Genomic DNA, 26,422 nt, shown 5'->3' with positions numbered 1-26,422 from the left:
TCTGCGACGGGATGTAAACGCTTCAATGTAATGGAGGCCGATATAAAAAAGAGAGAACAAAAATGTTCTCTCAACTAAACAACTTGATTCAAGACAGCTGATAAAGTGTCAAACTTTTGCTGTTCAGAATCTTATTTGATATGTTTTTCTAGCTCTTCTTGGGCTTTTTTATTGGATGCTTCCTTTTCTTTTTCCCATTTCTTAAGAGCTGCTTCATAGTCTTTAGCTGTCACAATATCATTTTGGAGCTCCATGTTCTTAAAGACATAGGCATCTCCTTTAATTCCGACATAAGAGTAAGACTTGGTAAATGGCACAACCTTCTGAACGACTGGTGAACCACCACCAGAAACACTAGGAATAACAATGGAGCTATCCGTCAACCAAGCCTGAGCTGCTGCGTACTTGGTGTAACGAGCATCTGTATCTTGTTTTTCTTGATCAGCTTCATCCAGCAAAGCCTTGTATTCATTCAAGCCAACCTTATTTGCCACATCAGCATTTTTCCCTTTTTCTATACCAATATTATCTGCAGCATCACCTGTTTCAGGGTTAAAGATATTCAGATAAGTTGATGGATCTTGGTAGTCTGCTGACCAGCCAGACATGTTGAGATCGTAGTCTTTCTGAGCTGCTGTTTCTGCAAAGTAGGCAGAATTATCAAAGTCATCTGTTGACATTTGCTGAACATCAATAACGACATTTTCTTGGCCAAGCGCTGATTCGACAGACTGTTTGAAGGAGTTCGTCCGTTGTACCAAAACCTTGTCAGACTGATCGACAGGGACGTCAATATGGATTGGGAATTCTACACCTTCAGCTTGCAAGGTTTCTTTTGCCTTGGCAAATTCCGCCTTGGCTTTATCAGCATTGTAGATACTATCCTGAGCATCCGCCAGCTTAATGCCATTCCACTCATCTCCATAAGATGAAAGTTGGCTCTCTACTACATCAGAGAAGTCCTTACCGTCCACCTGCACAAAGCTAGGAGGAACAAGCAAGCTACGGATGAGTTTAGTCGCTCCATCTTTACCATTCATCTGAGCTCCAAAAGATGTCCGGTCAAAGGCAAAGTTAATCGCCTGACGGAAGTCTTTATTTTGAATAGCAGCTGTAGTTGATGCCTTTTGAGCATCTGATGTCTTAGACGAATGATTATAAGTCTTACGATTCAGATTGAAAGCAAAATAGAAACTAGTTGAATTCTGTGGTGTGTAAATAATATTGTCTTTGTACTGCTTTTCTACAGAAGCATAGTTAGAGCTCGTAGGGTAAAGCCGTGCTTGAGAATAAGCCCCGTCTGAGAAGTTGCGGATCAAGGATTCCTGATCCGAACCATCAAAATAAGTCAGTTTTATATTTTCAACCTTGACATTGTCCTTATCCCAATAGTTCTGGTTTTTAGCATATTCAATGACAGACTTAGAAGTGAATGCTTTCAGAACATAAGGTCCGTTATAAAGAATGGAAGAAGGTTTTACGGTACCAAAATCTTTGCCTTGTGACTTCAAGAAATCCTCATTGATGGGGAACAGAATCCCCATGGTCGTCTTAGAGTTCCAGTAGCTTTCTGGCTGGTTGAGCGTGTATTCGACCGTGTGGTCATCAACTGCTTTTACTCCAACTGTTGAGAAGTCTTTAGACTCTCCTTTGACATAGGCATCCAAGCCTTTGATAGAGCTTTGGACGATAGGAAGAGCTTCAGAATTTTCATCTGCCGCGTGCTTCAAACCTGCTACAAAGTCTTGTGCTTTAACCTCTGCATATTCTTCACCATCTGATGTGTACCACTTAGCATCTTTACGAAGCTTATAGGTATAGGTCAAACCATCCTTTGAAACAGTCCAGTCTTCCGCAATAGATGGAACCAAATTGCCGTATTTATCATTTTCTAAAAGGCCGTCCACCAAGTTTGTAATAACATCGGACGTAGTAGCTCGATTTGAATTGACATAGTCCAAAGTATCAGGATCACTCAAATAGACATAAGAATAGGTATTACTGGCACTAGAGCTTCCACAAGCAGCTAAGATTAGTGTTGACACGACTGTCAGTCCAGTAATGGCCAACCATTTAGATTTTTTCATGAGCATTCTCCTTCTCAATTTATATTGTATTATTATACAATATTTTTTTATAAAAACAAATGTTTTATGTAGAAAAATAATAATTTTCTATTTTTCAGCTTGTATATCTGTATTATTTCAAATATTTTTCTATTTTGTGAGTTTTTCCGAAAGATGCTTTTATAAAAAATCTCTTTAAGGGGATTACCCTACTTTTCTCTACATTTATTTTGTAACCTTTTATTATCCTTGATTTATAAAAGAAAAGAGAATTTTATGATACAATGGTTATATCTTGTTTTAGGGGAAAGAAATGAAACGATTATTCCTATGTTTACTAGTTTTGGTCGGAATGACCGCCAACAAGGTGGCAGCAGATGATTTCAACATTGCCGCTAAAAGTGCAATGGCTGTGGATGCTACTTCTGGAAAGATTCTCTACGAAAAAGATGCTAATACTCCAATCGAAGTCGGCTCCATCACCAATCTTTTGACCGTCTATCTGGTCTACGAAGCCATTGACAGAGGAGACTTGACTGCCGATACTTATGTTGATATTTCAGACTATGCTTACAGTCTGACAGCTAATCCAAATATCAGCAATGTCCCTTTGGAAGCCAAACGTTACAAAGTCAAGGACTTGATTGCCGCTTCCTTGATGTCCAGCTCCAACAGCGCCACGATTGCTTTGGCTGAGAAGGTTGGAGGCAGCGAAGAAAATTTCGTCCAAATGATGAAGGCCAAGCTCAAAGAATGGGGAATCACAGATGCTACTATTGTGAACTCCACAGGGCTGAATACTCTTCTTCTAGAATACGCAACTGAAGAAACAGAGTATAGCGCCTCAGCTAGCACAGCTAAAAAAAGCAAGGACACTGAAAACAAATTCAGTGCCTACGACTTGGCTGTTATCAGCCGGCATCTGATTATGGACTTCCCTCAAGTGACAGAGATCACTTCCAAGTCCACAGCTAAAATCGCAGGGACGAGTCTTGAAAATTATAACTTCATGCTGGAAAACCAATCCAACTTCCGCTCAGGTGTAGACGGACTCAAAGCCGGCAGTTCGGATAAGGGTGGCTCTTCCTTTGTTGCGACGACTACTGAAAATGGCATCCGCATGATTACAGTTGTGCTGGACGTTGAGCAAACTGACGGCGACCCCTACGCACGCTTTGTAGCCACAGCGTCTTTAATGAACTATGTTTCGCAAAACTTCACCCAGACGACTATTGTGGCTGAGGGGGAGGCCTACAATAAAAGCCATTCAACAGTTATTGATGGCAAGCAAAAGACCGTTCCAGCCGTCGCCAGCAAGGATTTCACCATCATTGAGCGCATTGCCAATCAGGCTGAGCACAAGGTAGAATTTTCAACCAACGAAAAAGGCTTCCAAGCTCCGCTGAAAAAAAATACTGAACTTGGTACCCTGACCTATACCGACCCTGAACCGATCGGCCAAGGCTATCTGGAAAACAAAGCACCTTCTGTCACAATGGTGGCAGGCCAAGAGGTGGAAAAAAGTATTTTCTTCAAGGTCTGGTGGAATGACTTCGTCCGCTATGTCAACGAGAAACTATAAAGAAAAGCCGCGAATCAAATGATTCGCGGTTGATTTTGTATACATTGTAAATGTTGGACTAGAACTAGCAAACATCTTTGAATCTTAACTCGCAATGCGTGTCTTCAAGCAGTAATTTAAATTTTCGCTTAGACAAAGCTTTACCCAACTGATCCTTCCATTTCATAGCTAATCAAGCGGTTAAGCTCAACAGCATACTCCATAGGTAGTTCTTTGGTGAAAGGCTCCACAAAGCCCATGACAATCATTTCGGTAGCTTCAGATTCGGATAAGCCACGGCTCATGAGATAGTAGAGCTGCTCTTCGGAAATCTTAGAAACCTTGGCCTCATGCTCCAGAGCCACCTGAGAGTTATGAATTTCATTAAAGGGAATGGTATCTGATGCCGAAATGTCATCCATGATAATCGTATCACACTCAATATGGCTGACAGATTTCTGTGAATTCTTTCCAAAGGTCACTTGACCGCGGTAATCCACCTTACCTCCGCCCTTAGCAATAGACTTAGACACGATAGAAGAGCTGGTATGCGGAGCATTGTGAATCATCTTAGCCCCTGTATCTTGGTGCTGATTGGTATTGGCAAAGGCAATAGACAACATTGTTCCGCGCGCTCCAGGTCCATCCAGATAAACAGACGGATACTTCATAGTTGTTTTTGCACCAAGGTTTCCGTCAATCCACTCAACCGTCGCATCTTTCATGGCCCGCGCCCGCTTAGTCACGAGGTTGTAGACATTATCAGACCAGTTTTGAATAGTGGTGTAGCGCATATAGGCACCATCAAGGGCAAAAATTTCGACAATTGCTGCATGTAGACTATTACTAGAGTACGTCGGAGCTGTACATCCCTCAACATAATGGACGCTAGCGCCCTCATCAACGATAATCAAAGTCCGCTCAAACTGACCCGAATTTTCATTGTTAATCCGGAAATAAGTCTGCAAGGGAACGTCAACCTTGACACCTTTTGGAACATAGATGAAGGTACCACCTGACCAGACTGCGGAGTTGAGAGCTGCTAGCTTGTTATCTGTCGGAGGAACCAGCTTAGCAAAATACTGCTTGAAAAGCTCTGGGTATTCCTTAAGAGCTGAGTCGGTATCCGTAAAGACAATTCCTAGCTTTTGGAACTCTTCCTTCATATTGTGGTAAACCACTTCAGACTCATACTGGGCTGCCGCACCAGCCAGGTAGGCTCTCTCCGCTTCTGGGATCCCAATCTTCTCAAAGGTTTCCTTGATCTTCTCAGGCACTTCGTCCCAGCTTCTAGCAGGCTTATCAGAGGCCTTTTGGTAATAAATCAAGTCATCAAAATTAATTTCTGACAAATCCGGCCCCCAAGTCTGCATCGGCATCTTCTTGAAAGCCTCGTAGGATTTGAGGCGGAAATCCAGCATCCATTCTGGTTCATCCTTGGCTGCAGAAAGCTCACGAATGACCGCTTCATTCAGCCCTTTCCCTGTCGAGAGGACAGGTTCAACATCGTCATGGAAACCAAACTTGTACTCTCCGAGATCAATCGGTTTTGGTTCTACTCTTTCTTCTGACATAATTTCCTTTCACATTCTTACTTTTTATCTTCTTCAATTGCTCGCTTGAGGGCATTCCAACCCAAGGTCGCACACTTAATCCGCTGCGGGAATTTGGCAACACCTGCTAAAAAGGCGCCATCGCCCAATTCTTTCTGGCGACTGTCTTCCTGGCCCTGAACCATCTGCGAGAAAACTTCTGCTAATTCCAGCGCCTGCTCTTTTGTCTTGCCCAGAACCGCATCCGTCATCATGCTGGCCGAAGCCGTTGAGATGGTACAGCCGGAATTAACAAAGGCAATATCCTCAATCTGGTTTTCAGCATTAAACTTCACAGACAGGCTGATAACATCACCACAGGTTGGGTTATTGAGAACTACTTGCTCCACATCTTCCAGCTTACCATGATGATGGGGGTGAGCCGAGTGGTCCGTCACAACCGCTTTGTAAAGACTGTCTAACTTAGAAAGTGCCATTGAAAAACTCCTTTGTCTTTTCTAAAGCATCTACCAGCTTGTCGCAATCCGCATAGGTATTGTAGATATAAAAGCTGGCCCGCACAGTCGCTGGCACCTGCAGATAGGTGAGCAAAGGCTGAGCACAATGGTGACCCGCCCGAACAGCCACTCCTTCGTAGTCCAGAGCCGTCGCGACATCATGCGGATGGAGACCATCCAGGTTAAAGGCAATCACGCCTGAGCGCTGGGCCAAATCCTGAGAGCCATAAATGGCCAAGCCTTCCACTGCCTGCAGCTTAGGAAATACGTAGGCAATCAGATCCTGCTCATGCTGGGCAATGGCATCCATGCCCAAGTCTTCCAAATAATCAATGGCCGCCGCAAGACCGATTGCTCCTGCCATATTTGGCGTTCCGGCCTCAAACTTCCAAGGAAGCTCCTTCCATGTCGCCTCCTGCTCATAGACGAAATCAATCATCTCGCCACCGAACTCGACTGGCGACATCTGCTCTAGCAGCTCTTCCTTGCCATAGAGAACTCCGATACCAGTCGGGCCTGCCATTTTATGCCCAGAAAAGGCGAAGAAGTCCACATCCAAATCCTGCACATCAATTTCCATGTGCGGAATGGATTGAGCCCCATCCACCACCAAAAGTGCTCCTTGCTGATGAACAAGCTGGGCAATCTCTTTGATGGGATTGATAACCCCAAGGACGTTAGAGGCATGAGCCAGAGAGACAAACTTGGTCCGCTCATTGAGCTTAGCACGAAAATCCTCCATATCCAGAGTACCATCCTTGAGATAGACATAGACCAACTTGGCTCCAGTCTTTATACAAGCTTCCTGCCAGGGAATGACATTGGAATGGTGCTCCATAATCGAAATCAGCACTTCATCACCAGGTTGCAGCCTTTCAGCCGCAAACTGAGCCACCCAATTGAGACTCGTCGTGGTTCCTCGTGTAAAGAGGACTTCTCTGCTTGAAGCTGCATTGATAAAAGAACGAACTCTTTCTCGGGCTGCTTCATAGGCTGCCGTCGCCCGCTCGGCTAGCGTATGCACACCGCGGTGGACATTGGCATTGTCTCTAAGATAGTAGTTTTCAATAGCTGCCAGCACCTGCTTAGGTTTCTGAGTTGTCGCCGCATTGTCCAAATAAACCAAAGGCTCATCATTGACAATTTGGTCCAAAATGGGAAAATCTTGCTTGATTGCTTCTGCATTAAATCCAGACATGAAGACTCCTATCTACTTACACGGGACAAGGCCCAGCTTTTTATCTTTTTGCGAGAATAATATCGATATTTTCAATCATTTCATCACGGACTTCCTTAACAGGGATTTCTACTATCACTGACCCTAAGAAGCCGCGCACGACCAAGCGTTCAGCCGTCGCCTTATCAAGACCCCGACTCATGAGGTAGTACATATCTTCTGGATCCACCTGACCGATAGAAGCTGCGTGACCAGCTGTCACATCGTTTTCATCAATCAAGAGGATTGGATTAGCATCTGAGCGCGCTTGATCAGACAGCATGAGAACTCGGCTTTCCTGCTGAGCATCTGCTCCCTTAGCACCTTTGATAATATGACCGATACCATTGAAGGTCAAGGTTCCTTTTTCCAGGATAACCCCGTGCTGCAGGATATTTCCGATAGAGTTGCAGCCATAGTTAGTTACGCGGGTATCAATCCCCTGAACCTGCTTACCGCTTGAGAGAGCCACCACTTTCATATCCGCATGGCTACCTTTGCCATAGAGGTCGCTATCAAAGTCAGCCACGACATTGCCTTCGTTCATAACGCCGATGGCCCAGTCAATCATAGCATCATTATCCAGCTTACCACGGCGACTGATATAAGCCGTTACATTTTCGCCCAAGCGATCAATAGCTGAAAACTTAATCTGAGCTCCAGCCTGAGCAATAACTTCGACAGTGATATTGGCTGTTACGGGAACAGAGCCCTCGCCATAAGTTTCCAAGCGTTCCAAGTAGTTAACCTTGGAATGCTTGCCTGCGATAACCAAAATATGCTTGTTAAAAGGAACATCGCTTTCGCTATCCTGATAAAAAATTCCTTCAATCGGCTGGTCAATCTCAACATTGTCCGGCACATAAAGAACCGCACCGCTGTTGAAATAGGCAGTGTGATAAGCCGCCAATTTGTCCTCATCATACTTGACCGCAGACATAAAACGCTTCTCTACCAGCTCTGGAATCTCTTCTAAGGCAGTGTGGAAATCTGTGAAGATTACACCTTGCGCTGCCAAGTCAGCTGGCAATTGCTCCAGAACAGTCTGAGTTCCCACTTGAACAAGCTTGAGATTGTCATCTAGGGCTGTAAAGTCTGGAACACTTGTCAGCGGCTCACTCTCTGAAATACGGCCGTCGCCCAGATTCCAGCGATGAAATTTAACCCGCTCAATACGTGGCAATTCTAACTGGTCAATTTTATCAAAAGCCTGCTGGCGCAGTTGAAAGAGCCAGTCTGGCTCTGCATGTAGCTGTGAAAATTCTTGAATTAATTCTTTAGTCATATCATTCTCCTATCTTTTATAAAAGTCAAAAGAATGTTTGACTAGGCTTCTTCGGTATAGGTGAAGCCCAATTCTTCAGCCAATTTAGCATAGCCCTCTTTCTCCAAGCGAACTGCCAATTCAGGACCGCCAGAAAGAACGACTTTACCATCCATCATGACATGAACTACATCTGGAGTGATATAGTTGAGCAGGCGTTGATAGTGAGTGATAATCATAGCACCAAAACCTTCACCTCGCATAGCATTAACCCCTTTAGACACAACCTTAAGAGCATCGATATCCAGACCTGAGTCAATCTCATCTAAAAGCGCAAAAGTCGGCTCTAGCATGAGCAACTGCAGGATTTCATTGCGCTTCTTTTCACCACCGGAGAAACCTTCATTAAGGTAGCGCTCAGCCATTTCTTCTTTCATGTTGAGCAGTTCCATCTTTTCATCCAGCTTCATGATAAAGTCGCGGACGGAGATTTTTTCCTCGTCTTCTTTGCCAGCATTCATAGCTGCACGGAGAAACTCTGCGTTAGTAATACCAGGAATTTCACTAGGGTACTGCATAGCCAGGAAGAGTCCCATGCGAGCACGCTCATCCACTTCCAATTCTAAGATATTGACTCCATCAAAAAGCACTTCTCCTTGAGTCACTTCGTAGTTAGGATTGCCCATAATTGCTGCAGACAAGGTGGACTTCCCTGTTCCATTTGGCCCCATAATAGCTGCAACCTCTCCTGTTTTCAGAGTGAGATTCACCCCTTTGAGAATTTTTTTCCCTTCGATTTCAACATGAAGATCTTTAATTTCTAAGACAGACATTTCTTTTTCCTTTCTTTGCTTAGCTGATTTACATACTTTAGTATACCAAAAAAAAGCCCAAAAGGCTTTTATTTTGTTTAGAGCTATTCTTATTTATTCCTCTTTTGACGCCATTTCCGCCGAACTTCCTCACGGTAGGAGGAGTTCCCAATAAAGCGGAGAATATTGAGCAAAGGAGTACGATTAGGCCCCAAAACTCCGACCAGCTCAGCAAAGAGCTCAACACCCAGAAGTAAGCCTATCATCAAGAGCACGCCACCAATTCGACTGGAAACATTCAACAAGAGAGAAATCATGGCAAAGACCAGTGAAATCCCATAGATAACCAACACTGTTCCTCGATGAGTCAATCCCAAGGATAAGAGTCTGTGATGAAGATGATGCTTGTCAGGCGTGTAGAATTTCTGACCAGATAGAGTACGGCGGATAATCGCCAGAAAAGTATCCGTAATCGGCACTCCTAAGATAATCATAGGCGTCACCACCGCAACAGCCGTCGCATTTTTCAATCCTTGCAAGGACAGAACAGCAATCATAAAGCCGATGAAGAGAGCCCCCGTATCACCAAGATAGATGATAGCTGGGTGGTAATTGTAAGGGAAAAAACCCGCAATTGACAAGACCAAGACGAAAATAGTCAGGGTCAGAAAGAGATTGTGTTGGGGCAAAAAGAAGTAAGAAACAATCCCCATCGTCACCAAGGAGATGATGGACACCCCACTCACCAGACCATCCAAACCGTCAATCAAATTAACCGCATTGGTGATAGAAATAATCCACACCACTGTCAAAACATAGGACAGCCAAGGCTCAAAATGCAGGAAAGGTCCGCCAAAAGGAAGCTTAAAATCATCCAATCGGAAATCTGTCAGCCACCAGATTAGACTGGCTGCTAGAACAATTCCACCCATTTTCAGCATGGGCGACAACTCTTTGATATCATCAACTAGCCCTGTAAAGGCAATAATCAAACCACCTAGAACGACCGGCCAAACATAATCAAAATAGGTCTGTCCAAAAAAATCTACAGCAACAATTTGCGGCATCAAGAGCAGAGTAGAGATAGAAAAGGCCGCTACAATCGCCAGCCCGCCACTGCTAGGCATGGGCTTTTTATTAATGCGGCGAGCATTGGGATAATCTACCGCCCCAATCTTAAAGGCTAGGAGCCGAACCAAGGGCGTCAAAATCACCCCGATAAAAAAAGTTCCCAGCAATACCAAGATAAACTTTAACGGAAAAGTAATCATAGGCATTCAACCTTCTGCAGGCCGGAGACGGCATCTGTCACCAAAAGAAGATGTCCGTGCTCCTGCAGCACTGCCCGAGTAATATCCGAATCATCTGCGAATTCACGCATCTTGGCCAAGAGCCAAGCTGGATAGCGCTCTGGGAAGCCCTCAACGTCCACCAAAATCGTCAAATAATAAGCTGAATCATACTTATAAAGTTCTGATAAGTCAATCTTATAGTCCACCGTCTGTGCAAAAGCCGCCGCAGCCTTAATATCTTCAAAGCGCAGGATATAGTAAATATAGCGTTCTGCATTTTCTGCCGACTGCTCATCAGCCGCCTCCTGAGAAAGCTGCTCCCCTTCCTCTGCTTCGGCTGTTTCCAAAGATTGGACTGCTTCTATGTCTTCCTTACTCTTTTCAAAAATGCTCTTTTCCAGTGTCTTGAGGAATTCATCTGGAGACATATGAGACAGCTCATCCATGTCTGGCAGGTCTGCCAAATCCTCAAAACTCAGATTCTTATCCAATTTAGACTTGGTAACAAAAACATCCACTTTATCTGGCTTAGGCGTCACACGGAAACTCAACATACCGCTGTCCAAAAAATTATCCGGCATTTCCAACTCATCTAAGATGGTATAGAAAAATTCTTCCGTCTTTTCTTGGGGAACCAAGAAATCGGCCATTTCCATGCCGCGCTCTTCCAAATCTTCCAGCTGAATCGTGATTTTTATGGTCGAATCACTAATCTGTTTCATTTCCATATCTCTACCTCATACACTTCTAGTCCTACTATTATACTAAAAAATCCCCCGTATTTCAAAAAATAGCTAGTATTGGTCTGAAAATGGAGGTTGCAAGAAAAAACTCTCAGAAAATTCCGAGAGCTTATTATTTCACTACATGAGAGAGTCAGGGAAACATTAAAATTGCCTTTTTATCCCATCAAGGCTTTGATTGCTGCATAAACCAGAAGCACGCCGCCTAGGCCAATCCGATATTTCCCAAAAATTGTAAAGTCATGCTTTTTGACGTAGTCTGTCAGGAAACGAATCACGACTAGACTGACACCGAAGGCCACTCCCATGGCAACTAAGAGCAAGAAGATTTGCCCAAATCCCAGACTGTTCCCATTCTTGATGAACTTGAGAATTTTCCAGCCACTAGCACCAAACATAATGGGAATCCCCAGATAGAAAGTGAACTCTGTCACGACAGAACGACTGACACCATTCAGGAGACCACCGACAATGGTGGCACCAGAACGGCTAGTTCCAGGGAAGAGAGCTAGAATCTGAAAGAGACCAATTTGCAAGGCAGTCTTGTAAGGAAGAGAGGCCAAATCTGTCACAGCAGGCTCCTCATGCTCGCGCCTTTCCAGATAGATAAAAGCCGCCCCATAGACAATCAGCATCACTGACACAGAGACCAGATTATAGAAATGCGCTTCAAACCAATCATCCAAGAATAAGCCGATAACAGCAGCTGGCAAGGCTGCCACGACGACCTTGGCCCAAAGCTGCCAGGTCTTTTGAACCTGACGTGCTGATTTGCCTGGTTTAAAAGGGTTGAGCTTGTCAAAATAGATGACAACAACCGCCAAAATAGCTCCCAGCTGGATGACGACATTAAACATTTCCATAAAGGCTGGACTTTGATTCTTAAACTGGATAAAGTCTTGAATCAGAATCAGATGACCTGTACTGGAAATCGGCAGCCATTCTGTGATTCCTTCGATGATACCGTAAATAATAGAGATAAAAATTTCAATGATAAACATAGAATACTCCTGAAACAAGGGTCTACTCAAGGAAAGTCATATATAAATTCCCAAAGAGTATTAGGTCTTATTATATCACAATTTCAAGACTAGGAAAAGCCAGTACCAAGACTTTTCTGGCTAGGAGGGAGCTTATCTATCAGAAAGCTCCACCGCCTCCACCGCCTCCGCCGCCGGAGAACCCACCACCTGAACTTCCGCCAGAAGAGACAGAGAAATTGCTGGCTGTGGTCGCTACATGGCCATAGTTTGAGAAACTGTGCATGCTGCTATAGAAGGCATAGTGCAGGTTAGCCTGAACATAGCTGTCCATAGATGGATTTTCCAAGTGAATCTGACGTAGAGCCATGACACGGCTGACACGATCCGCATAGCCAAAGAGGGTCGCATAGACCAAGAGACGGTTCCAAAGGATAATGCCTTCGATTTCTGTCTTGTCCAGATGGGCAATATCTCGCAGCATATTTGAAAAACTTCTCCACAGATAGTAATCATGCGCGCCTTCGTCATTCAGAACACCATCTCGCCAATAAAGCTGCGCCTTACTAGCAAAAATGCAAATCATAACAAGTCCCACCAGTGCTAAGGGAATATATATCCAGATAAGACTTTCAAAAGCGGCCATATAGACAAACAAAACTCCAAGAGAGAACAACAAAACAGCACTAGCTAGAATGATGACAGTAATCAGCAATCTCTTTTCCTGAACTTTCAGAGGCCGGTAGTGACCAAAGAGACCCAAACGCTTGCCTTCAGAGCGCACTTCTTTAGATAAAGAGCGCAAACTGTTAGTAAATAAGGACTTGATATTACTACCAATGTTACGGATATAGGACTCATCCGCAGAAGACTTATGCTTATAAATATCTTCTGAAATTTGATAGGCTGAAAAGAGATCTTTCACTCTGGCTTGGGATTGCTTGTTAAAAGCCATGCCCAGAAAACGTCTCTCAAAGTCCGCCAGCCCATCATAGGTCGTTATTTGCAGAACAGGATTTTCAGCATCTCCCTGCAGTAGGAGATTGCCCCTATCCAGCAGGTCTAACAGAGTCGCCTGGACCATATTTTCAAAGTTCAGCACTGCCTTGCCGCCCCTAGTCGGGTCGACATCCTCCATGTCCACCGCGTAAATATTTTCCGCCAAGACAAGAGGAGACAAGTCCTGAGGAGCCTCATATAGACGGGCATTCTTGGGATAAGACTGCTTAGGCTTGATCTTCTGGGCAAAGACAAAATAAAGAATAGCCGCTGCAAGGATGGCACATAGGAGCAGCAAGGGCATATAAATTTCTCCTAGTTGCCGGTAAAAGACCGTCTTGCGGGCAATTTTTTCTTCTTGAGCTTTAAAGGTTGGCAAGTAGTCGCTCTCGTCTTCATTCTGGGACACAAGAGAGACCGCTTGTCGATCCCAATAGCCGTGGAGCTCGACATTATCACCCGAGCCAATTCCATTGAGTTTGACCAGATAGTCGGTGCCATCCTTATCCACGAAAGGCTGGGTTCCAAAGTAGCCACTATGAGCAAAAAGCTCGCTCTTATCTGGATTGCTCAAGCCAGAAACTGTCAAAACGACTTCTCCTATCCCCTGATCCCAGTCGCTGATAGGAGTCCAGTTGAGCTCAGCAATATCTTTGTGAAGAAAAAGGAGATTTCTCAGCTGCCAAGTCACAGTAACAACAACTCTGTCACCGTCGTTTCCGGAATTATAGATTTTGACTTCATAGCCATCTCCCAAGTCTCTGACTTGGGGGTTAATGTCCATATCTGGCTCACCATTTGTCAGAACCGAGACCGTCGGATTCCCATCAATGGCAAAGCCATTAGGCATCTTTCCAGCAGAGCCCAGCGAAACAATCTGCCCATTATAGTCGTCATTAAACTTGTAGGTCACTTTCTCTGTGTAGGTAGCTGTATTGTCCTCACGCAAGGCCAGATCGCCTTGATAGGATTCAATATCATAGTCAACAGCCGAGACAACCCGACCAAAACAAAGGCAGGAAAATAAAACTAACAGGAGATAAAAATATCGTTTCATACTCAACCTCTCTTTACAGATATTTTGTTCTATTATATCATTTTTATCAAGTAAGGGCTTACTAGGATTGAAAAGAACCGCAATTTTCGATAGAATAGGAAGAACTATTATTAGATAAGCAGGAGAAAACCATGAAGAAATTATTACTCACTTTATTTACAGCCCTCCTGGTCACCTTAGGAACGGTCCATGTTATTCAGGCCGATGACTATCTGAGGATCGGTATGGAAGCAGCCTACGCGCCCTTCAACTGGACTCAGGATGACGATTCCAACGGTGCTGTAAAAATCGAAGGAACCAACCAATATGCCAACGGATACGATGTGCAGATTGCCAAAAAAATTGCTCAAGAGATGGGCAAGGAACCTCTGGTTGTCAAAACTTCCTGGAATGGCTTGATTCCTGCTCTGACCTCCAGCAAGATTGACATGATTATTGCGGGTATGAGTCCAACTGCCGAGCGGAAAAAGGAAATCGCCTTTTCCAACAGTTACTACACCAGCGAGCCAGTTCTCCTAGTTCGTAAAGATGGAAAATATGCATCCGCTAAGACGCTAGAAGACTTCAAAGACGCTAAAGTCACTTCCCAGCAAGGAGTTTATCTCTACAATCTCATTGACCAGCTGCCTGGCGCCAAAAAAGAAACAGCTATGGGCGATTTTGCTCAGATGCGTCAAGCCTTGGAATCTGGTGTTATTGATGGCTATATCTCTGAGCGGCCAGAAGCCTTGACTGCTGAGACTGCCAACTCCAACTTCAAAATGATTCAGTTTGAGAAAGGCTTTGAAGTTGGCGAAGAGGATGCTTCCATTGCCATTGGTATGCGCAAGGATGACAGTCGTATCGAGCAAGCTAATGCAGCAATCGCTAAGATTTCTACTAATGATCAAGTCAAGCTGATGGATGAGATGATTCAGAAACAGCCTGTTGATACGGATAGTGAAACAACGAATGAATCATTCTTCAGTCAAGTGGCTAAGATCCTGGCTGAAAACTGGCCGCAATTCTTACGCGGAGCTGGTTTGACCTTGCTCATTTCGATTACAGGGACCATCGCAGGCCTCATCATCGGACTGCTGATTGGCGTTTATCGGACGGCACCAGCTTCTAAGAATAAACTCCTAGCATCACTTCAAAAAATCTTCGGCTGGTTCTTAAATGTCTATATTGAGATTTTCCGCGGAACTCCAATGATTGTTCAGTCCATGGTTATCTACTACGGAACAGCTCAGGCATTCGGAATTTCTATCGACCGAACTATCGCTGCTATTTTCATCGTCTCCATCAACACCGGAGCTTATATGAGCGAGATTGTCCGCGGCGGTATCTTTGCCGTTGATAAGGGGCAATTCGAGGCCGCAACAGCACTGGGTATGACACATGGTCAGACCATGCGCAAGATTGTTCTGCCTCAGGTCGTCCGCAATATTCTGCCTGCAACTGGTAACGAATTTGTCATCAATATCAAGGATACATCCGTGTTGAACGTTATCTCGGTAGTTGAGCTTTATTTCTCTGGAAATACCATTGCTACCCAAACCTACCAATACTTCCAAACCTTTACCATCATCGCTGTAATCTACTTTGTCCTGACATTCAGCGTGACACGCATCCTGCGCTATGTTGAAAAACGCTTCGACACAGACAACTACACGACAGGTGCCAATCAAATGCAGACAGGAGAAGTGAAATCATGACAGAAACCATTTTAGAAATTAAAAACCTCAAAAAGTCCTACGGTGAAAACCAAGTCCTCAAGGACATATCCCTCACCGTTCATAAAGGAGAAGTGATTTCCATCATCGGCAGTTCCGGTAGCGGAAAGTCAACCTTCCTGCGCTCCATTAACCTTCTGGAAACACCAACTGGCGGACAGATTTTCTATCGCGGCAGGAATGTCCTGGACGAGAATTACGACTTGACCCATTACCGTGAAAAGCTGGGTATGGTCTTTCAGTCTTTCAATCTCTTTGAAAATCTTAATGTCCTAGAAAATACCATCGTCGCTCAGACAACCGTTTTGAAAAAAGAACGGTCAGAAGCTGAGAAAATTGCCAAAGAAAACCTCAACAAGGTTGGAATGGGCGAACAATACTGGCAGGCCAAGCCTAAGCAACTCTCAGGCGGTCAGAAGCAGCGGGTCGCTATTGCCCGCGCCCTCTCTATGAATCCTGATGCCATCCTCTTTGACGAGCCGACTTCAGCCCTCGACCCTGAAATGGTTGGTGAAGTTCTGAAAATCATGAAAGAACTGGCTCAGGAAGGGCTGACTATGATAGTCGTAACCCACGAAATGGAATTTGCCCGTGATGTTTCCAGCCGTGTTATCTTTATGGACAAGGGCGTCATTGCTGAAGCTGGCAGCCCGCAGGATATCTTCACCAATCCCAAAGAAGAAAGAACCAAAGAATTCCTGCAACGTTTCCTCAGCTAAACTATTTATTTTCAAAATCAAAAAAGGAATCTGGAACTAAGTCCAGATTCCTTTTTTGATTTAATGAGCAATATCAGTTGCACGATTTTGAAGTTTAGTCTTCAAATTTTTCATGGTTTTTGTCGTAGAAATCAATCAAGCCAAGAGCTGTTTCAAAAGAGATATTTTTCACTTTTGCACGTCCTTGAGCAAGAGCAATGATAGACATTTCACGTGCATTTGTTTCTTTACTAATACGGTAACCGGTGATCTTCTTATCACGTACCCAACTAACAACAGATTCTACTTTCTCGAAATTAGATTTAGCCATTTCTTACTCCTCTCTATTCTAGCTACATCAACTACTATAATTGTTTTTATACAGTTTGTCAACTTAAACAAACCAAATTCGAACAAATTAAATAATTCTGAATTTTCTTTACTTAGCTTTGAGGGCTGAAAGTATCTGAGTCCGAATACTTTCGACACCTTCTGGATTTGCTGGAAGGAAGATGGTATTATTACCCGAACTATCTGCAAAATTATTCAGCGTATCCAGGTACTGATTGGTCAAAAGAATAGACATAATCTGCTCTTCTGTCAACTCAATGTTGGCGCCCTTCAATTCCTTGATCGAATCTGCCAAACCATCCACAATGGCCTTCCGCTGCTCGGCAATACCAACCCCATGCAGGCGGTCTTTCTCAGCTTCTGCAGAGGCAGCTGTCACAATCTTAATCTTATCCGCTTCAGCCAATTCCTGAGCAGCCACACGCTTACGCTGCGCCGCATTGATTTCGTTCATAGACTGTTTAACTTCAGCATCAGGCTCAACCTTGGTAATCAAGGTTTTGACAATGATATAGCCATAGGTCGACATTTCTTCTGCCACTTGCTTTTGGACTTCTAGGGCAATTTCGTCCTTCTTTTCAAAGAGCTCGTCCAAGGTCAGTTTTGGAACGGAGGAACGAAGGGCATCTTCAATATAGGACTTAATTTGAGCTTCTGGCCGCATAAGTTTGTAATAAGCATCAATTACGTTGTTCTCATTTACACGATACTGGGTCGCAACATTCATAGTTACGAAAACATTATCCTGTGTCTTGGTCTCAACGACAATCTCGCTCTGCAGCAAACGCAGCTGAACACGAGCCGCTATCTTATCAATCCCTAAAGGAAGACGGAAATTGATACCGCTGCTGCTAGTTTTGTGGTAGCGTCCAAAACGCTCAATGATTGCCACAGATTGCTGACGAACCACATAAACTGCACTAAGCAACAAGAATATAAAGATTATGATCAATATGATAAAGAAAAATGGAATAAAAAACATGTTCAAGCCTCCTTGATTCACTATAGTATATTCTAACATATTTAATTTGCAGTTTCAAACGAAAGCATACAAATTAGGCTAAAATATATTTACAATTAGACAAGCATATTGTAGAGTGTTTCATTCCCGTTCAGATTGATAAAGGACGGATCAAACTGCTCAATACGGTTAATCAAAGAAGCATAATCATGCTTATCAGCCAGAGAAATACCAATCAAAACTGGTCCCGTTCCCTTGCTTGCCCGCTTGATATATTCAAAACGAGTGATGTCGTCATTGGGTCCTAAAATATCATTCACGAATTCACGCAAGGCACCTGGACGCTGCGGGAAGTTAACCACGAAATAGTGCTTGATACCATCATAAATAAGCGCCCGCTCTTCCATCTCTGGCATGCGGTTGATGTCATTATTACCACCTGAGATAATGCAACAGATAGTCTTACCCTTGATATACTCGCTCAGTACTTCCAAAGCAGCAACACTTGCAGCACCGGCTGGCTCTGCGACAATCCCTTGCTTGGAGTATAGGTCAATGATGGTCTCTGAAATAAGCCCTTCATCTACACCGATAAGATTTTGAACATTCTTTTGTGTGACCTCATAGGTTGATGCACCGACCTTCTGTACTGCGATACCGTCCGCAAATTTGTCGATTTCTTTGAGTTTGACTGGACCTCCAGCTTCAAAAGCTGCTTTCATACTGCGGGCACCATTGGCTTCCACACCAATAACTTCGATAGATGGCTGACTTTCTTTGATATAGGTTGAGACTCCTGATATCAGTCCGCCGCCGCCAACTGGTACTAAAACTGAATCAAAATCGATTGCTTCTCTCTTAGCCTCGTCTAAGATTTCATAAGCCACTGTTCCTTGACCAGCTTGGACATCATCATTGTCAAAAGGATCGATAAAGGTGCAGTTTTCATCCTTAGTATAATCAAGCGCTGCCTTGGCCGAAGCATCAAAAGTATCTCCAACCAATTTAATTTCCACAAATTCACCGCCAAAGAAGCGAACCTGTCCAATCTTCTGCTGCGGGGTCGTGATTGGCATAAAAATAGTTGCTGGAATTTTCATTTCCTTACAAGTATAGGCCACTCCTTGGGCGTGATTTCCCGCAGAAGCACAGACAACCCCACGCTGACGTTCCTCTTCATTAAGTTGAGAAATGGCATAATAAGCCCCGCGGAGTTTAAAAGAGCGTACCCGCTGCATATTTTCCTTCTTCAGGTAAATCTTGGCCTGGTACTTCTCCGACAAATAGTGGTCGTAGTCAAGCGGAGTATTGACAACCACATCTTTTAACACTTTATGAGCATGAGTGATATCTTTTGCTCTGAGCATATTTTTTCCTTCCCTATTCTTCCAGTTTATTCTCTATCAAGCAAAACAAGGGGCTGGGAATTCGCATTCCTACCCCTAATTTCTTATATGCTCTTTATCTTAATTGTAAATCTTGAAAGCATCGTCGTCGTTTTTACCAACGAATGGCATTGCTTTACGTAATTCTGCACCGACCTTTTCAATCTCCAGATTAGCAGCTTGCTCGCGGTAAGCAGTGAGTTTTGGACGACCAGCCTTGTAGTCATTTACAAAGTCATTTGCAAATTTACCGTTTTGGATATCAGCCAAGACCGCCTTCATGTTTTCTTTGACTTGCTCAGTAATCACGCGCGGACCAGATACATAGTCACCATATTCGGCTGTATTTGAGATAGATTGACGCATCTTCTTGAAGCCACCTTCATAGATTAAGTCCACAATCAGTTTCATTTCGTGCAGCACTTCAAAGTAAGCCAATTCTGGCGCATAACCTGCTTCAGTCAGAACTTCAAATCCTGCTTCAATCAGGGCAGTCAAGCCACCACAAAGCACAGCTTGTTCACCAAAGAGATCTTCTTCAGTTTCTTCTTTGTAAGTTGTTTCAAGCAAACCAACACGAGCCGCACCAACACCTTTACACCAGTCCATTGCGATGTCTTTTGCATTTCCAGTAGCGTCTTGGTAGACTGCATACAGAGCTGGTACACCAAAACCTTCTTCGAAAGTACGGCGAACCAAGTGACCAGGGCCTTTCGGTGCACACATAAAGACATCTACATCGGCAGGAACTTTGATAAATTCAAAATGGATGTTGAAACCATGAGCAAACCCAACTGCGTTTCCAGCTTCCAAGTTTGGAGCGATTTCTGCTTCATAGAGATCTTGTTGGATTTCATCTGGAGCCAAAATCATGATGACATCAGCTAATTTAGCTGCTTCTGCTACTGTATAAGTATCAAAGCCATCTTCTTTAGCCTTGTCAAATGACTTACCAGGACGAACACCGATAATCACATCGTGGCCTGTATCACGCAAGTTTTGTGCATGCGCATGTCCTTGTGAACCATAACCGATAACGGCGATTTTTTTACCGTCAAGCGCTGCTACTTTAACATCTTTTTCGTATTCCATTGTTACTGCCATAAGTTTTACTCTCTTTTCTATTTTTATTGCCTATTAGGCGGTTTTAACAAATTAAAGGTTTGATTTAATCTCGGGTAAAGCCTGTCGCTCCAGTCCGAGCAATATTTTTAATACCATATGGGCGAATGACCCGAAGCAAGGCTTCGCTCTTCTCCGCATCACCAGTCATCTGAATGGTAATAGAGCTAGGTGCTACATCTACAACTGTCGCCCGGAATGGCTGGATAATAGACAGAATCTCTGCCCGCTTGTCAGCTGGAGCCGAGACCTTAACCAGAATCACTTCACGCTCTAAATGAGGGCGGTCCGTGATATCTCGAACCCGAATCACATCAATCTGACGATTGAGCTGCTTGATAATCTGCTCAACTTCTGCCAATGAAGCCACATCAATGATGATGGTGATACGGGATACTTCCGGATTTTCCGTCGTTCCGACTGAGATACTCTCAATATTAACCTGACGTCTGGAAAGGACACCCGTGAAGCGGTTCAGAACCCCCGAACGGTTTTGAAGTTTAGCTGTCAACATTCTACGCATGGAACTTCACCCCCAACATCTCATGATTACTCTTGCCAGCTGGCACCATTGGAAGAACGTGCTCCTTGCGAGAGATATCCACCTCGATAAACATCGGTATATCTTCCTTCAGCACTTCTAAATCCTGGACAATAGTCTCCGGATCGTCAAATTTATAAGTTTTAACACCATAGGCCTGAGCCATGAGCTGGAAATCTGGCAAAGTTTCAAAGACAGACTCAGAGGTACGACCATCATAGAAAGCTTCCTGCCACTGGCGCACCATACCTAGCGAATGATTATTGAGCATGATGACCTTAATCGGAATCTTATAGATATTGAGAATAGCCATCTCTTGGTTTGTCATCTGATAGCCACCATCTCCGACAAAGAGTACGACTTCCTTATCCGGATTGGCAATTTTAGCTCCAATCGCTGCAGGCACACCAAAGCCCATGGTTCCCAGACCGCCAGATGTTACCAGTTGACGCTCGTTTTTATACGGATAATATTGGGCGGCCCACATTTGGTGCTGACCGACGTCTGTTACAACGATGGCATCACCCTTGGTTAGCTCACCCACGCGCTCAATGACAGCCTGAGGCTGTACGACACGTTCTTTCTTATCATATGAGCGAACTCGCTCCTTGTCCTGCGTTACTTTTTCAATCCACTTGCTGGTATTATTATGCACCTGCTCTTCATTCAACAGCATCTGCAGGGCTTTCTTAGCATCCCCTACGATAGGAATATCTACGCTGATAATTTTTCCAATTTCCGCTGGGTCAATATCAATATGTGCTACTTTAGCGTTCTTGGCAAAGGTTTTCGGATTACCGGTCAGACGGTCATCAAAGCGGCAGCCGATACTAATCATAAAGTCGGCCTCAGTCATGGCAATATTGGCCGCAAAAGAACCGTGCATCCCACCCATACCTAAAAACAAAGGATGGTCTGTCGCAATAGTCCCCTGACCCAACAAGGTAGTGACTACTGGAATCTGATACCGCTCCGCCAAAGCAACCAGCTCCTCTGCTGCCTCGGCATAACTAATACCGCCTCCTGAAAGCAGAACCGGCTTTTTAGCCTTAGAAATCTGCTTGATAATCTTCTTAATCTGCAATTCATTAGGCTCAATAGTCGGCTGATAGCTCGGCAAATGCAACTTGCTGTCATAGATAAAGTCCGTTTCCAAAGCCGAGACATCCTTAGGCAAATCAATAACGACCGGTCCAGGACGACCTGTCGTCGCAATGTGAATAGCTTCTGTAATAATACGCGGAATTTCCGCCGTCTCCCGAACCTGATAATTATACTTGGTAATAGGAGTCGTAATCCCAACAATATCCGCTTCCTGAAAAGCATCTTTACCGATTCCAGCCTTGGCCACCTGACCAGTAAAGACTAAAAGGGGGACGCTATCACTCATGGCATCGGCAATACCGGTAATGGCATTAGTCGCTCCCGGACCGCTGGTCACAACTGCAACTCCGATTTTCCCAGTAGACTTAGCATAGCCTTCTGCTTCGTGAACACTGCCTTGCTCATGGCGGCCTAGAATATGACGGATGCCTTCAAAACTATAAATAGCATCATAAAGCGGCAGTACAGCGCCGCCGGGATAGCCAAAAATCGTATCAACACCAAGATTTTTCAAGGTTTCTAACACAAGCTCTGAGCCTGTCTTAGAAGTTTCTAATTTGATTTTCTCCATTCTTCCCCTTTCATTTATTTACAATTTTCTAAAAATTCAAAAAGCTTTCTACTATGATAACATTTTTGAAAAAAATTGCAAGCCGCTAGTTAATTTTTTTCTTGATTTTTTATCTAAATCCGAATGTTTTTAAAACAAAAGATAAAAAGCCAGAACTATATCTATAGTACTGACTTTTCATTAGAATTATTAGCTCTCAAATGTTCCGTTTATGGGAAAGCTACCGCTCCTCATCTTTTCTACAAAACTGAGTATGCCAGCTATAACCAGCCTTTCTCTTGCCCGATTCGGACAGCTTCTGTTCGATTTTCAGCATCTAGCTTGGTCAAAATAGCAGACATATAGTTACGAACCGTTCCATTTGACAGGTAGAGTTTTTCAGCAATTTCTTTATTGGACAGGCCAGTCGCCGCAGCTTGCAGGACTAGCCTCTCCTGCTGAGAGAGAGGATTCCTACTGGTCATTAGCACCTCCATCAATTCCGGCGAATATTCCTTTTGCCCATCTAGAACGGTATGGATGGTCTTCATCAAATCCGCAATGCTGCGCTCTTTGAGCACATAAGCATCTACATCCGCCTTAACAGCTCGCTCAAAGTAGCCCGGTCGCTTGAAGGTTGTGACGATGATGACCTTGATGTTGGGTCGATTGGCCTTGACCCATTCGAGAACGTCTAGGCCGGTTTGGTGGGGCATTTCCACGTCCAAAATAGCTACATCAAGAGTTTCTGAGCTAAGACAGTCAATAGCCTTCTGCCCATCTGCGGCCTGATAGACTTCTTCGACATCTGGCTGCAGCTGCAAGAGCTGAGCTAAGGCATCTCTCAGCATACTTTGATCTTCTGCTAACAAAAGTTTCATGCTTCCTTCCCTCCGTATGGCAATTCAATTCGAATCCATGTTGGATCTTGGCTGCTAAGAATCTCAAGCTTTCCTGATAAGGCAGACAGCCGCTCTCGAATACTATGCAACTCCCGTCCGGTCAGCTTCTGAAAACCACAACCATCATCCTGAATGTCTAAAATAAGCTTTTCGTTTTTCTTTACCAAAGAAAAATTACTCTTTTTAGCCTTGGCATGCTTGATAATATTGGTAGCAGCCTCCAGCAAAATCATACTGATTGTTGACTGCTGACTCGGTGGGACACTGGCAACATTGAGCTGGTTATCCATTTCTACCTGAACACCGCTCATCTCCAGCATGGCACGAATGGTCACTAGTTCCTCGTCCAGCGTCCGATTCTTTAGATCATTAATAATCCGCCGAACATCAGCCATGGACTTCTTACTAATCTCTTGCACTTCCTGCAGTTCTTTTGCTGCCTTTTCATAGGCTTCCATCTGCAAAAACTGCTGAGCCAACTCCGCTTTGACACTGAGCATAGCAAAGGTGTGTCCTAGACTATCATGTAAGTCTCGACCAATCCGATTGCGCTCATTTTCTGCTAGAAAGAGATTCAGCTGGGCATTTTGCTTGACCTTTTCTTCCTTGATTTGATCTGCCGTCTGAATCCGATGGAGACCAAAGGTCACACCATCCGAAAAGAGAAAGGTTACAATATAGAAAAGCAGCTCTGCTGGACCAACATTGCCCATCAAATAATTAGTCAGCACAATAGCAGGCTGCAAGGCGAGAAAGGTCAAAAACCGCCAGGATTTAAAAGAAATATCATCCAGTTCGTAAATAAGCAGATTAGATAGATAAAAAATGTACCAGGTAAACCCTGTATTTAGCCAGACAGAACCATAGTATATGTAAACAACCAAGAACCACCAAGAAAAAAATTGAATAAGGCGATGGTTACTTAGCAAAACCGCATAGTAAGCCGCAACAAAAGTAGCTGTCCCAAGCAAGAGGAAAAGCGGGTATTCCCCGCTGATTACTCCCGCCACTGGAAAGATGATAAAGACCAGCGCAATATGAAACATATAGTGGACTTGTTTAAGCTTTTCCCACATGCTTTTATTTTACCTCAATTCGCTTTTTGAGTTGTAGCACAAGAATGCTGACCAAAACCGTATAAATCAGAACAATCAAAGCAGCCTTGCCATTAAACTGATGGTGTTCTAGGTAAGAAGACACGACTTGCATCAGTTGATAACTAGGCGTCAGCTTACCGATTGGCTGGAGCCATTTTGGAAACATGGTCAGAGGGAACCATAGACCGCCCAGAACAGCCAGTGCCATATAGACGATATTGCCCACAACAGACATGAGCTGAGCACTTGGCAAAAGACTGACCAATACCCCCATGGCAATAAAGACCACACTTCCTACTAGAAGGATCACGGCAATAAGAAGCCAGTCTACCATTGGCAGATTAACCCCGCGAACAAAATGCCCAATCGAGAAGACTACGATTATGGAAAGCATAAAAGTCAACAGCGTACTGCAAAGCTTTGATATATAATATTTTACCATAGAAATCGGCGAGTGCTGAATCATTTTTTGCCAGTTATTATTTTTATCAGACTGCAAAGTGCTTGGAATGCTAAAGAAGGCACTAGACATGATACTAAAAAGAGTCATAGAGAAAAGGTAGCCTCGAAGCACATGTTCAGGCGTATCACTTCCAGACATCATTCCTGAGAAAATCAGGTAAAAGACGCTGGGCAGACCAATAGATAAGAGATAATAAGCAGCCTGCCGCTTCATTAAAATCAACTCAATCTTCATAAGACTTGCCATATTTTTCATGATTACTCTCCTATTCTTGTGTCGTTTCAAAAATACTATCCAAGAGGGTACGGTTACGTACTTCAATCTCTTCGATTGTACAGCCGTTTTCCTGAAGAACCTGCCAAACCTGTCCAGCATCCCTAGTAGCAAAAGATAAAGCCTTTTGCTTGATTTCTATATCAGTCACATTATCCAGCTTTTCCAGCACAGACTGATAAGTCAGCGGCAAGGTAAAGTGTTTTTCCTTCTCCTCACTGCGCATGGCATAAGGCGTCGTGTCCCGAATCAACTCGCCCTTGTGCAGCACCAAAATCCGATCTGCCGTATGCTCGACTTCTTCGATATAGTGAGAGGAATAAACGATGGTCACTCCCTGCTGCTTGAGCTGATTAACAATTTCCCAGAAATGCTGACGAGTGGAAGTGTCCATAGCTGAAGTCGGTTCGTCCAAGAACAGGATCTTAGGACGGCCAATCAGACTTAATACAAAAGAGAAGAGGCGTTTTTGCCCACCAGACAGCTTGCTAGCCAACTGATTCTTTTGCTTGTCTGTAAATTGCAGCAAGTCATCAATTTCTTGATTGGATAAACTATTTGGATAAATTGCTTGGAAGAAAGTCAAGAGTTCCTTGACCTTCAAATCCTCCACCACTGTATTTTCTTGTGGTAAAATCGCTACCGACTGCTTGAGATGATTGTCAGTCGGCTTTAGTCCCTGAATCCTTGCCTGACCTGCTGTCAGAAACTTATCACCCAGCAAACAATCCATGAGAGTCGTTTTCCCTGCTCCATTGGGACCAATCAAGGCCACACAGTCACCTTGGGAGATTTCAAACGAAATATCCTTTAAAATCTCCTTACCATGAATGCTTTTTGAAAGCTTCTTTACTTCAATCAGTTCCATTTTGCTCCTCCTTTGATTCGATAAAGCGCATGTGCATCTTTCCTTTATTTTTCCAAAGCCGGAAGAATAATAAAGACCAAATGCTTTTTTAATTCTTACAGCAACCTTTTATCATTTTGTTAACTATATTATAAGGCAAAGAAATTTTTCCTACTAGTTGATTTTGTCACCAGCTGACATGACAAATGTCACTATTCTGCTTTTAGAACACAAAGCTAGCAAATACTAGAATTATCTGGTTGTATCCCTTCTGCATGAAGACACAAAAAAGCCGGTCCCCCTCGTTGAGAGGAGCCGACTAGTTGTATGTCTGTTGCAATTTAGATAGAAACTGGAATTAAAGTAGCCTAAT

At 43.9% G+C, this 26,422-nt stretch carries 23 protein-coding genes; 3 read left to right on the top strand and 20 right to left on the bottom strand.

What is annotated here, in order from left to right:
* Positions 1 to 131: 131 nt before the first annotated feature.
* Positions 132 to 2,087 (bottom strand): peptide ABC transporter substrate-binding protein, encoded by a 1,956-nt coding sequence (locus RSK81_RS02245; protein WP_315687318.1) that lies wholly within the window; start codon positions 2,085 to 2,087, stop codon positions 132 to 134.
* Positions 2,088 to 2,379: 292 nt separating this feature from the next.
* On the opposite strand from RSK81_RS02245, the gene pbp3 reads away from it, so the two are divergent.
* A complete protein-coding gene (gene pbp3 / locus RSK81_RS02240; protein WP_315687315.1) occupies positions 2,380 to 3,648 on the top strand; it encodes a D-alanyl-D-alanine carboxypeptidase PBP3 in 1,269 nt (422 codons plus the stop codon).
* A 140-nt stretch (positions 3,649 to 3,788) separates the two neighbouring features.
* Here pbp3 and sufB read toward each other — a convergent pair whose 3' ends face one another.
* The 9 genes from sufB to RSK81_RS02195 all read right to left on the bottom strand — a co-directional run bounded on the left by sufB (position 3,789) and on the right by RSK81_RS02195 (position 14,040).
* A complete protein-coding gene (gene sufB, locus RSK81_RS02235) occupies positions 3,789 to 5,201 on the bottom strand; it encodes a Fe-S cluster assembly protein SufB (protein ID WP_002893631.1) in 1,413 nt (470 codons plus the stop codon).
* Positions 5,202 to 5,218: 17 nt separating this feature from the next.
* Positions 5,219 to 5,656 (bottom strand): Fe-S cluster assembly sulfur transfer protein SufU, encoded by a 438-nt coding sequence (sufU, locus tag RSK81_RS02230; protein WP_002902442.1) that lies wholly within the window; start codon positions 5,654 to 5,656, stop codon positions 5,219 to 5,221.
* Positions 5,643 to 6,875 (bottom strand): cysteine desulfurase, encoded by a 1,233-nt coding sequence (locus RSK81_RS02225; RefSeq protein ID WP_101771967.1) that lies wholly within the window; start codon positions 6,873 to 6,875, stop codon positions 5,643 to 5,645. Before RSK81_RS02225 ends, sufU begins: the two co-directional genes overlap by 14 nt.
* A 40-nt stretch (positions 6,876 to 6,915) precedes the next feature.
* Entirely contained in the window at positions 6,916 to 8,178 is a 1,263-nt protein-coding gene (gene sufD / locus RSK81_RS02220) for a Fe-S cluster assembly protein SufD (RefSeq protein ID WP_049547608.1), read from the bottom strand.
* Between the two features lie 41 nt (positions 8,179 to 8,219).
* Complete coding sequence (gene sufC, locus RSK81_RS02215; RefSeq protein ID WP_002893635.1) at positions 8,220 to 8,990, bottom strand: Fe-S cluster assembly ATPase SufC; 771 nt, start codon at positions 8,988 to 8,990, stop codon at positions 8,220 to 8,222.
* Between the two features lie 89 nt (positions 8,991 to 9,079).
* A complete protein-coding gene (locus RSK81_RS02210) occupies positions 9,080 to 10,246 on the bottom strand; it encodes an MraY family glycosyltransferase (protein WP_315687309.1) in 1,167 nt (388 codons plus the stop codon).
* Entirely contained in the window at positions 10,237 to 10,989 is a 753-nt protein-coding gene (mecA, locus tag RSK81_RS02205; protein WP_002893638.1) for an adaptor protein MecA, read from the bottom strand. Before mecA ends, RSK81_RS02210 begins: the two co-directional genes overlap by 10 nt.
* A gap of 173 nt (positions 10,990 to 11,162) precedes the next feature.
* On the bottom strand, positions 11,163 to 12,005 hold the full coding sequence (locus RSK81_RS02200) for an undecaprenyl-diphosphate phosphatase (protein ID WP_002902429.1): 843 nt from the start codon (positions 12,003 to 12,005) through the stop codon (positions 11,163 to 11,165).
* A 139-nt stretch (positions 12,006 to 12,144) separates the two neighbouring features.
* Complete coding sequence (locus RSK81_RS02195) at positions 12,145 to 14,040, bottom strand: DUF2207 domain-containing protein (RefSeq protein ID WP_315687307.1); 1,896 nt, start codon at positions 14,038 to 14,040, stop codon at positions 12,145 to 12,147.
* A gap of 131 nt (positions 14,041 to 14,171) precedes the next feature.
* Here RSK81_RS02195 and RSK81_RS02190 point away from each other — a divergent pair, with 131 nt between their 5' ends.
* Positions 14,172 to 15,737 carry an ABC transporter substrate-binding protein/permease gene (locus RSK81_RS02190; RefSeq protein ID WP_315687304.1) on the top strand — a complete coding sequence of 522 codons (1,566 nt, stop codon included), beginning with the start codon at positions 14,172 to 14,174 and terminating at the stop codon, positions 15,735 to 15,737.
* Complete coding sequence (locus RSK81_RS02185) at positions 15,734 to 16,474, top strand: amino acid ABC transporter ATP-binding protein (RefSeq protein WP_315687302.1); 741 nt, start codon at positions 15,734 to 15,736, stop codon at positions 16,472 to 16,474. Before RSK81_RS02190 ends, RSK81_RS02185 begins: the two co-directional genes overlap by 4 nt.
* 94 nt (positions 16,475 to 16,568) lie before the next feature.
* On the opposite strand, the gene RSK81_RS02180 is transcribed toward RSK81_RS02185, so the two are convergent.
* The 10 genes from RSK81_RS02180 to RSK81_RS02135 form a co-directional block, all read right to left on the bottom strand.
* Positions 16,569 to 16,784 (bottom strand): hypothetical protein, encoded by a 216-nt coding sequence (locus RSK81_RS02180; protein WP_002893653.1) that lies wholly within the window; start codon positions 16,782 to 16,784, stop codon positions 16,569 to 16,571.
* A gap of 108 nt (positions 16,785 to 16,892) precedes the next feature.
* Positions 16,893 to 17,825: an SPFH domain-containing protein gene (locus tag RSK81_RS02175; protein WP_002898882.1), complete on the bottom strand. Its 933-nt coding sequence runs from the start codon at positions 17,823 to 17,825 to the stop codon at positions 16,893 to 16,895.
* A 56-nt stretch (positions 17,826 to 17,881) separates the two neighbouring features.
* A complete protein-coding gene (ilvA, locus tag RSK81_RS02170) occupies positions 17,882 to 19,132 on the bottom strand; it encodes a threonine ammonia-lyase IlvA (protein WP_125434301.1) in 1,251 nt (416 codons plus the stop codon).
* Positions 19,133 to 19,231: 99 nt separating this feature from the next.
* Positions 19,232 to 20,254 carry a ketol-acid reductoisomerase gene (ilvC, locus tag RSK81_RS02165; protein WP_002905287.1) on the bottom strand — a complete coding sequence of 341 codons (1,023 nt, stop codon included), beginning with the start codon at positions 20,252 to 20,254 and terminating at the stop codon, positions 19,232 to 19,234.
* A gap of 64 nt (positions 20,255 to 20,318) precedes the next feature.
* Positions 20,319 to 20,795 carry an acetolactate synthase small subunit gene (gene ilvN / locus RSK81_RS02160; RefSeq protein WP_002893659.1) on the bottom strand — a complete coding sequence of 159 codons (477 nt, stop codon included), beginning with the start codon at positions 20,793 to 20,795 and terminating at the stop codon, positions 20,319 to 20,321.
* The gene (locus RSK81_RS02155; protein ID WP_315687299.1) at positions 20,788 to 22,488 is read right to left on the bottom strand and encodes an acetolactate synthase large subunit; all 1,701 of its coding nucleotides are present in this window, start codon (positions 22,486 to 22,488) and stop codon (positions 20,788 to 20,790) included. The genes ilvN and RSK81_RS02155 overlap by 8 nt, the downstream gene beginning before the upstream one ends.
* Before the next feature lie 260 nt (positions 22,489 to 22,748).
* Positions 22,749 to 23,348: a response regulator transcription factor gene (locus RSK81_RS02150; protein WP_223313849.1), complete on the bottom strand. Its 600-nt coding sequence runs from the start codon at positions 23,346 to 23,348 to the stop codon at positions 22,749 to 22,751.
* On the bottom strand, positions 23,345 to 24,445 hold the full coding sequence (locus RSK81_RS02145; RefSeq protein ID WP_315687294.1) for a sensor histidine kinase: 1,101 nt from the start codon (positions 24,443 to 24,445) through the stop codon (positions 23,345 to 23,347). Before RSK81_RS02145 ends, RSK81_RS02150 begins: the two co-directional genes overlap by 4 nt.
* 4 nt (positions 24,446 to 24,449) lie before the next feature.
* A complete protein-coding gene (locus tag RSK81_RS02140) occupies positions 24,450 to 25,184 on the bottom strand; it encodes an ABC transporter permease (RefSeq protein ID WP_004184210.1) in 735 nt (244 codons plus the stop codon).
* A gap of 10 nt (positions 25,185 to 25,194) precedes the next feature.
* Positions 25,195 to 26,070 carry an ABC transporter ATP-binding protein gene (locus tag RSK81_RS02135; RefSeq protein ID WP_315687292.1) on the bottom strand — a complete coding sequence of 292 codons (876 nt, stop codon included), beginning with the start codon at positions 26,068 to 26,070 and terminating at the stop codon, positions 25,195 to 25,197.
* Between the last annotated feature and the right edge of the window lie 352 nt (positions 26,071 to 26,422).

The sequence above is a fragment of the Streptococcus sp. DTU_2020_1000888_1_SI_GRL_NUU_041A genome, from assembly GCF_032387735.1.
GTDB lineage: Bacteria > Bacillota > Bacilli > Lactobacillales > Streptococcaceae > Streptococcus > Streptococcus sanguinis.
Note: the sequence above shows the minus strand (reverse complement) of the source record. Positions and strands in the feature narration are given on the sequence as shown.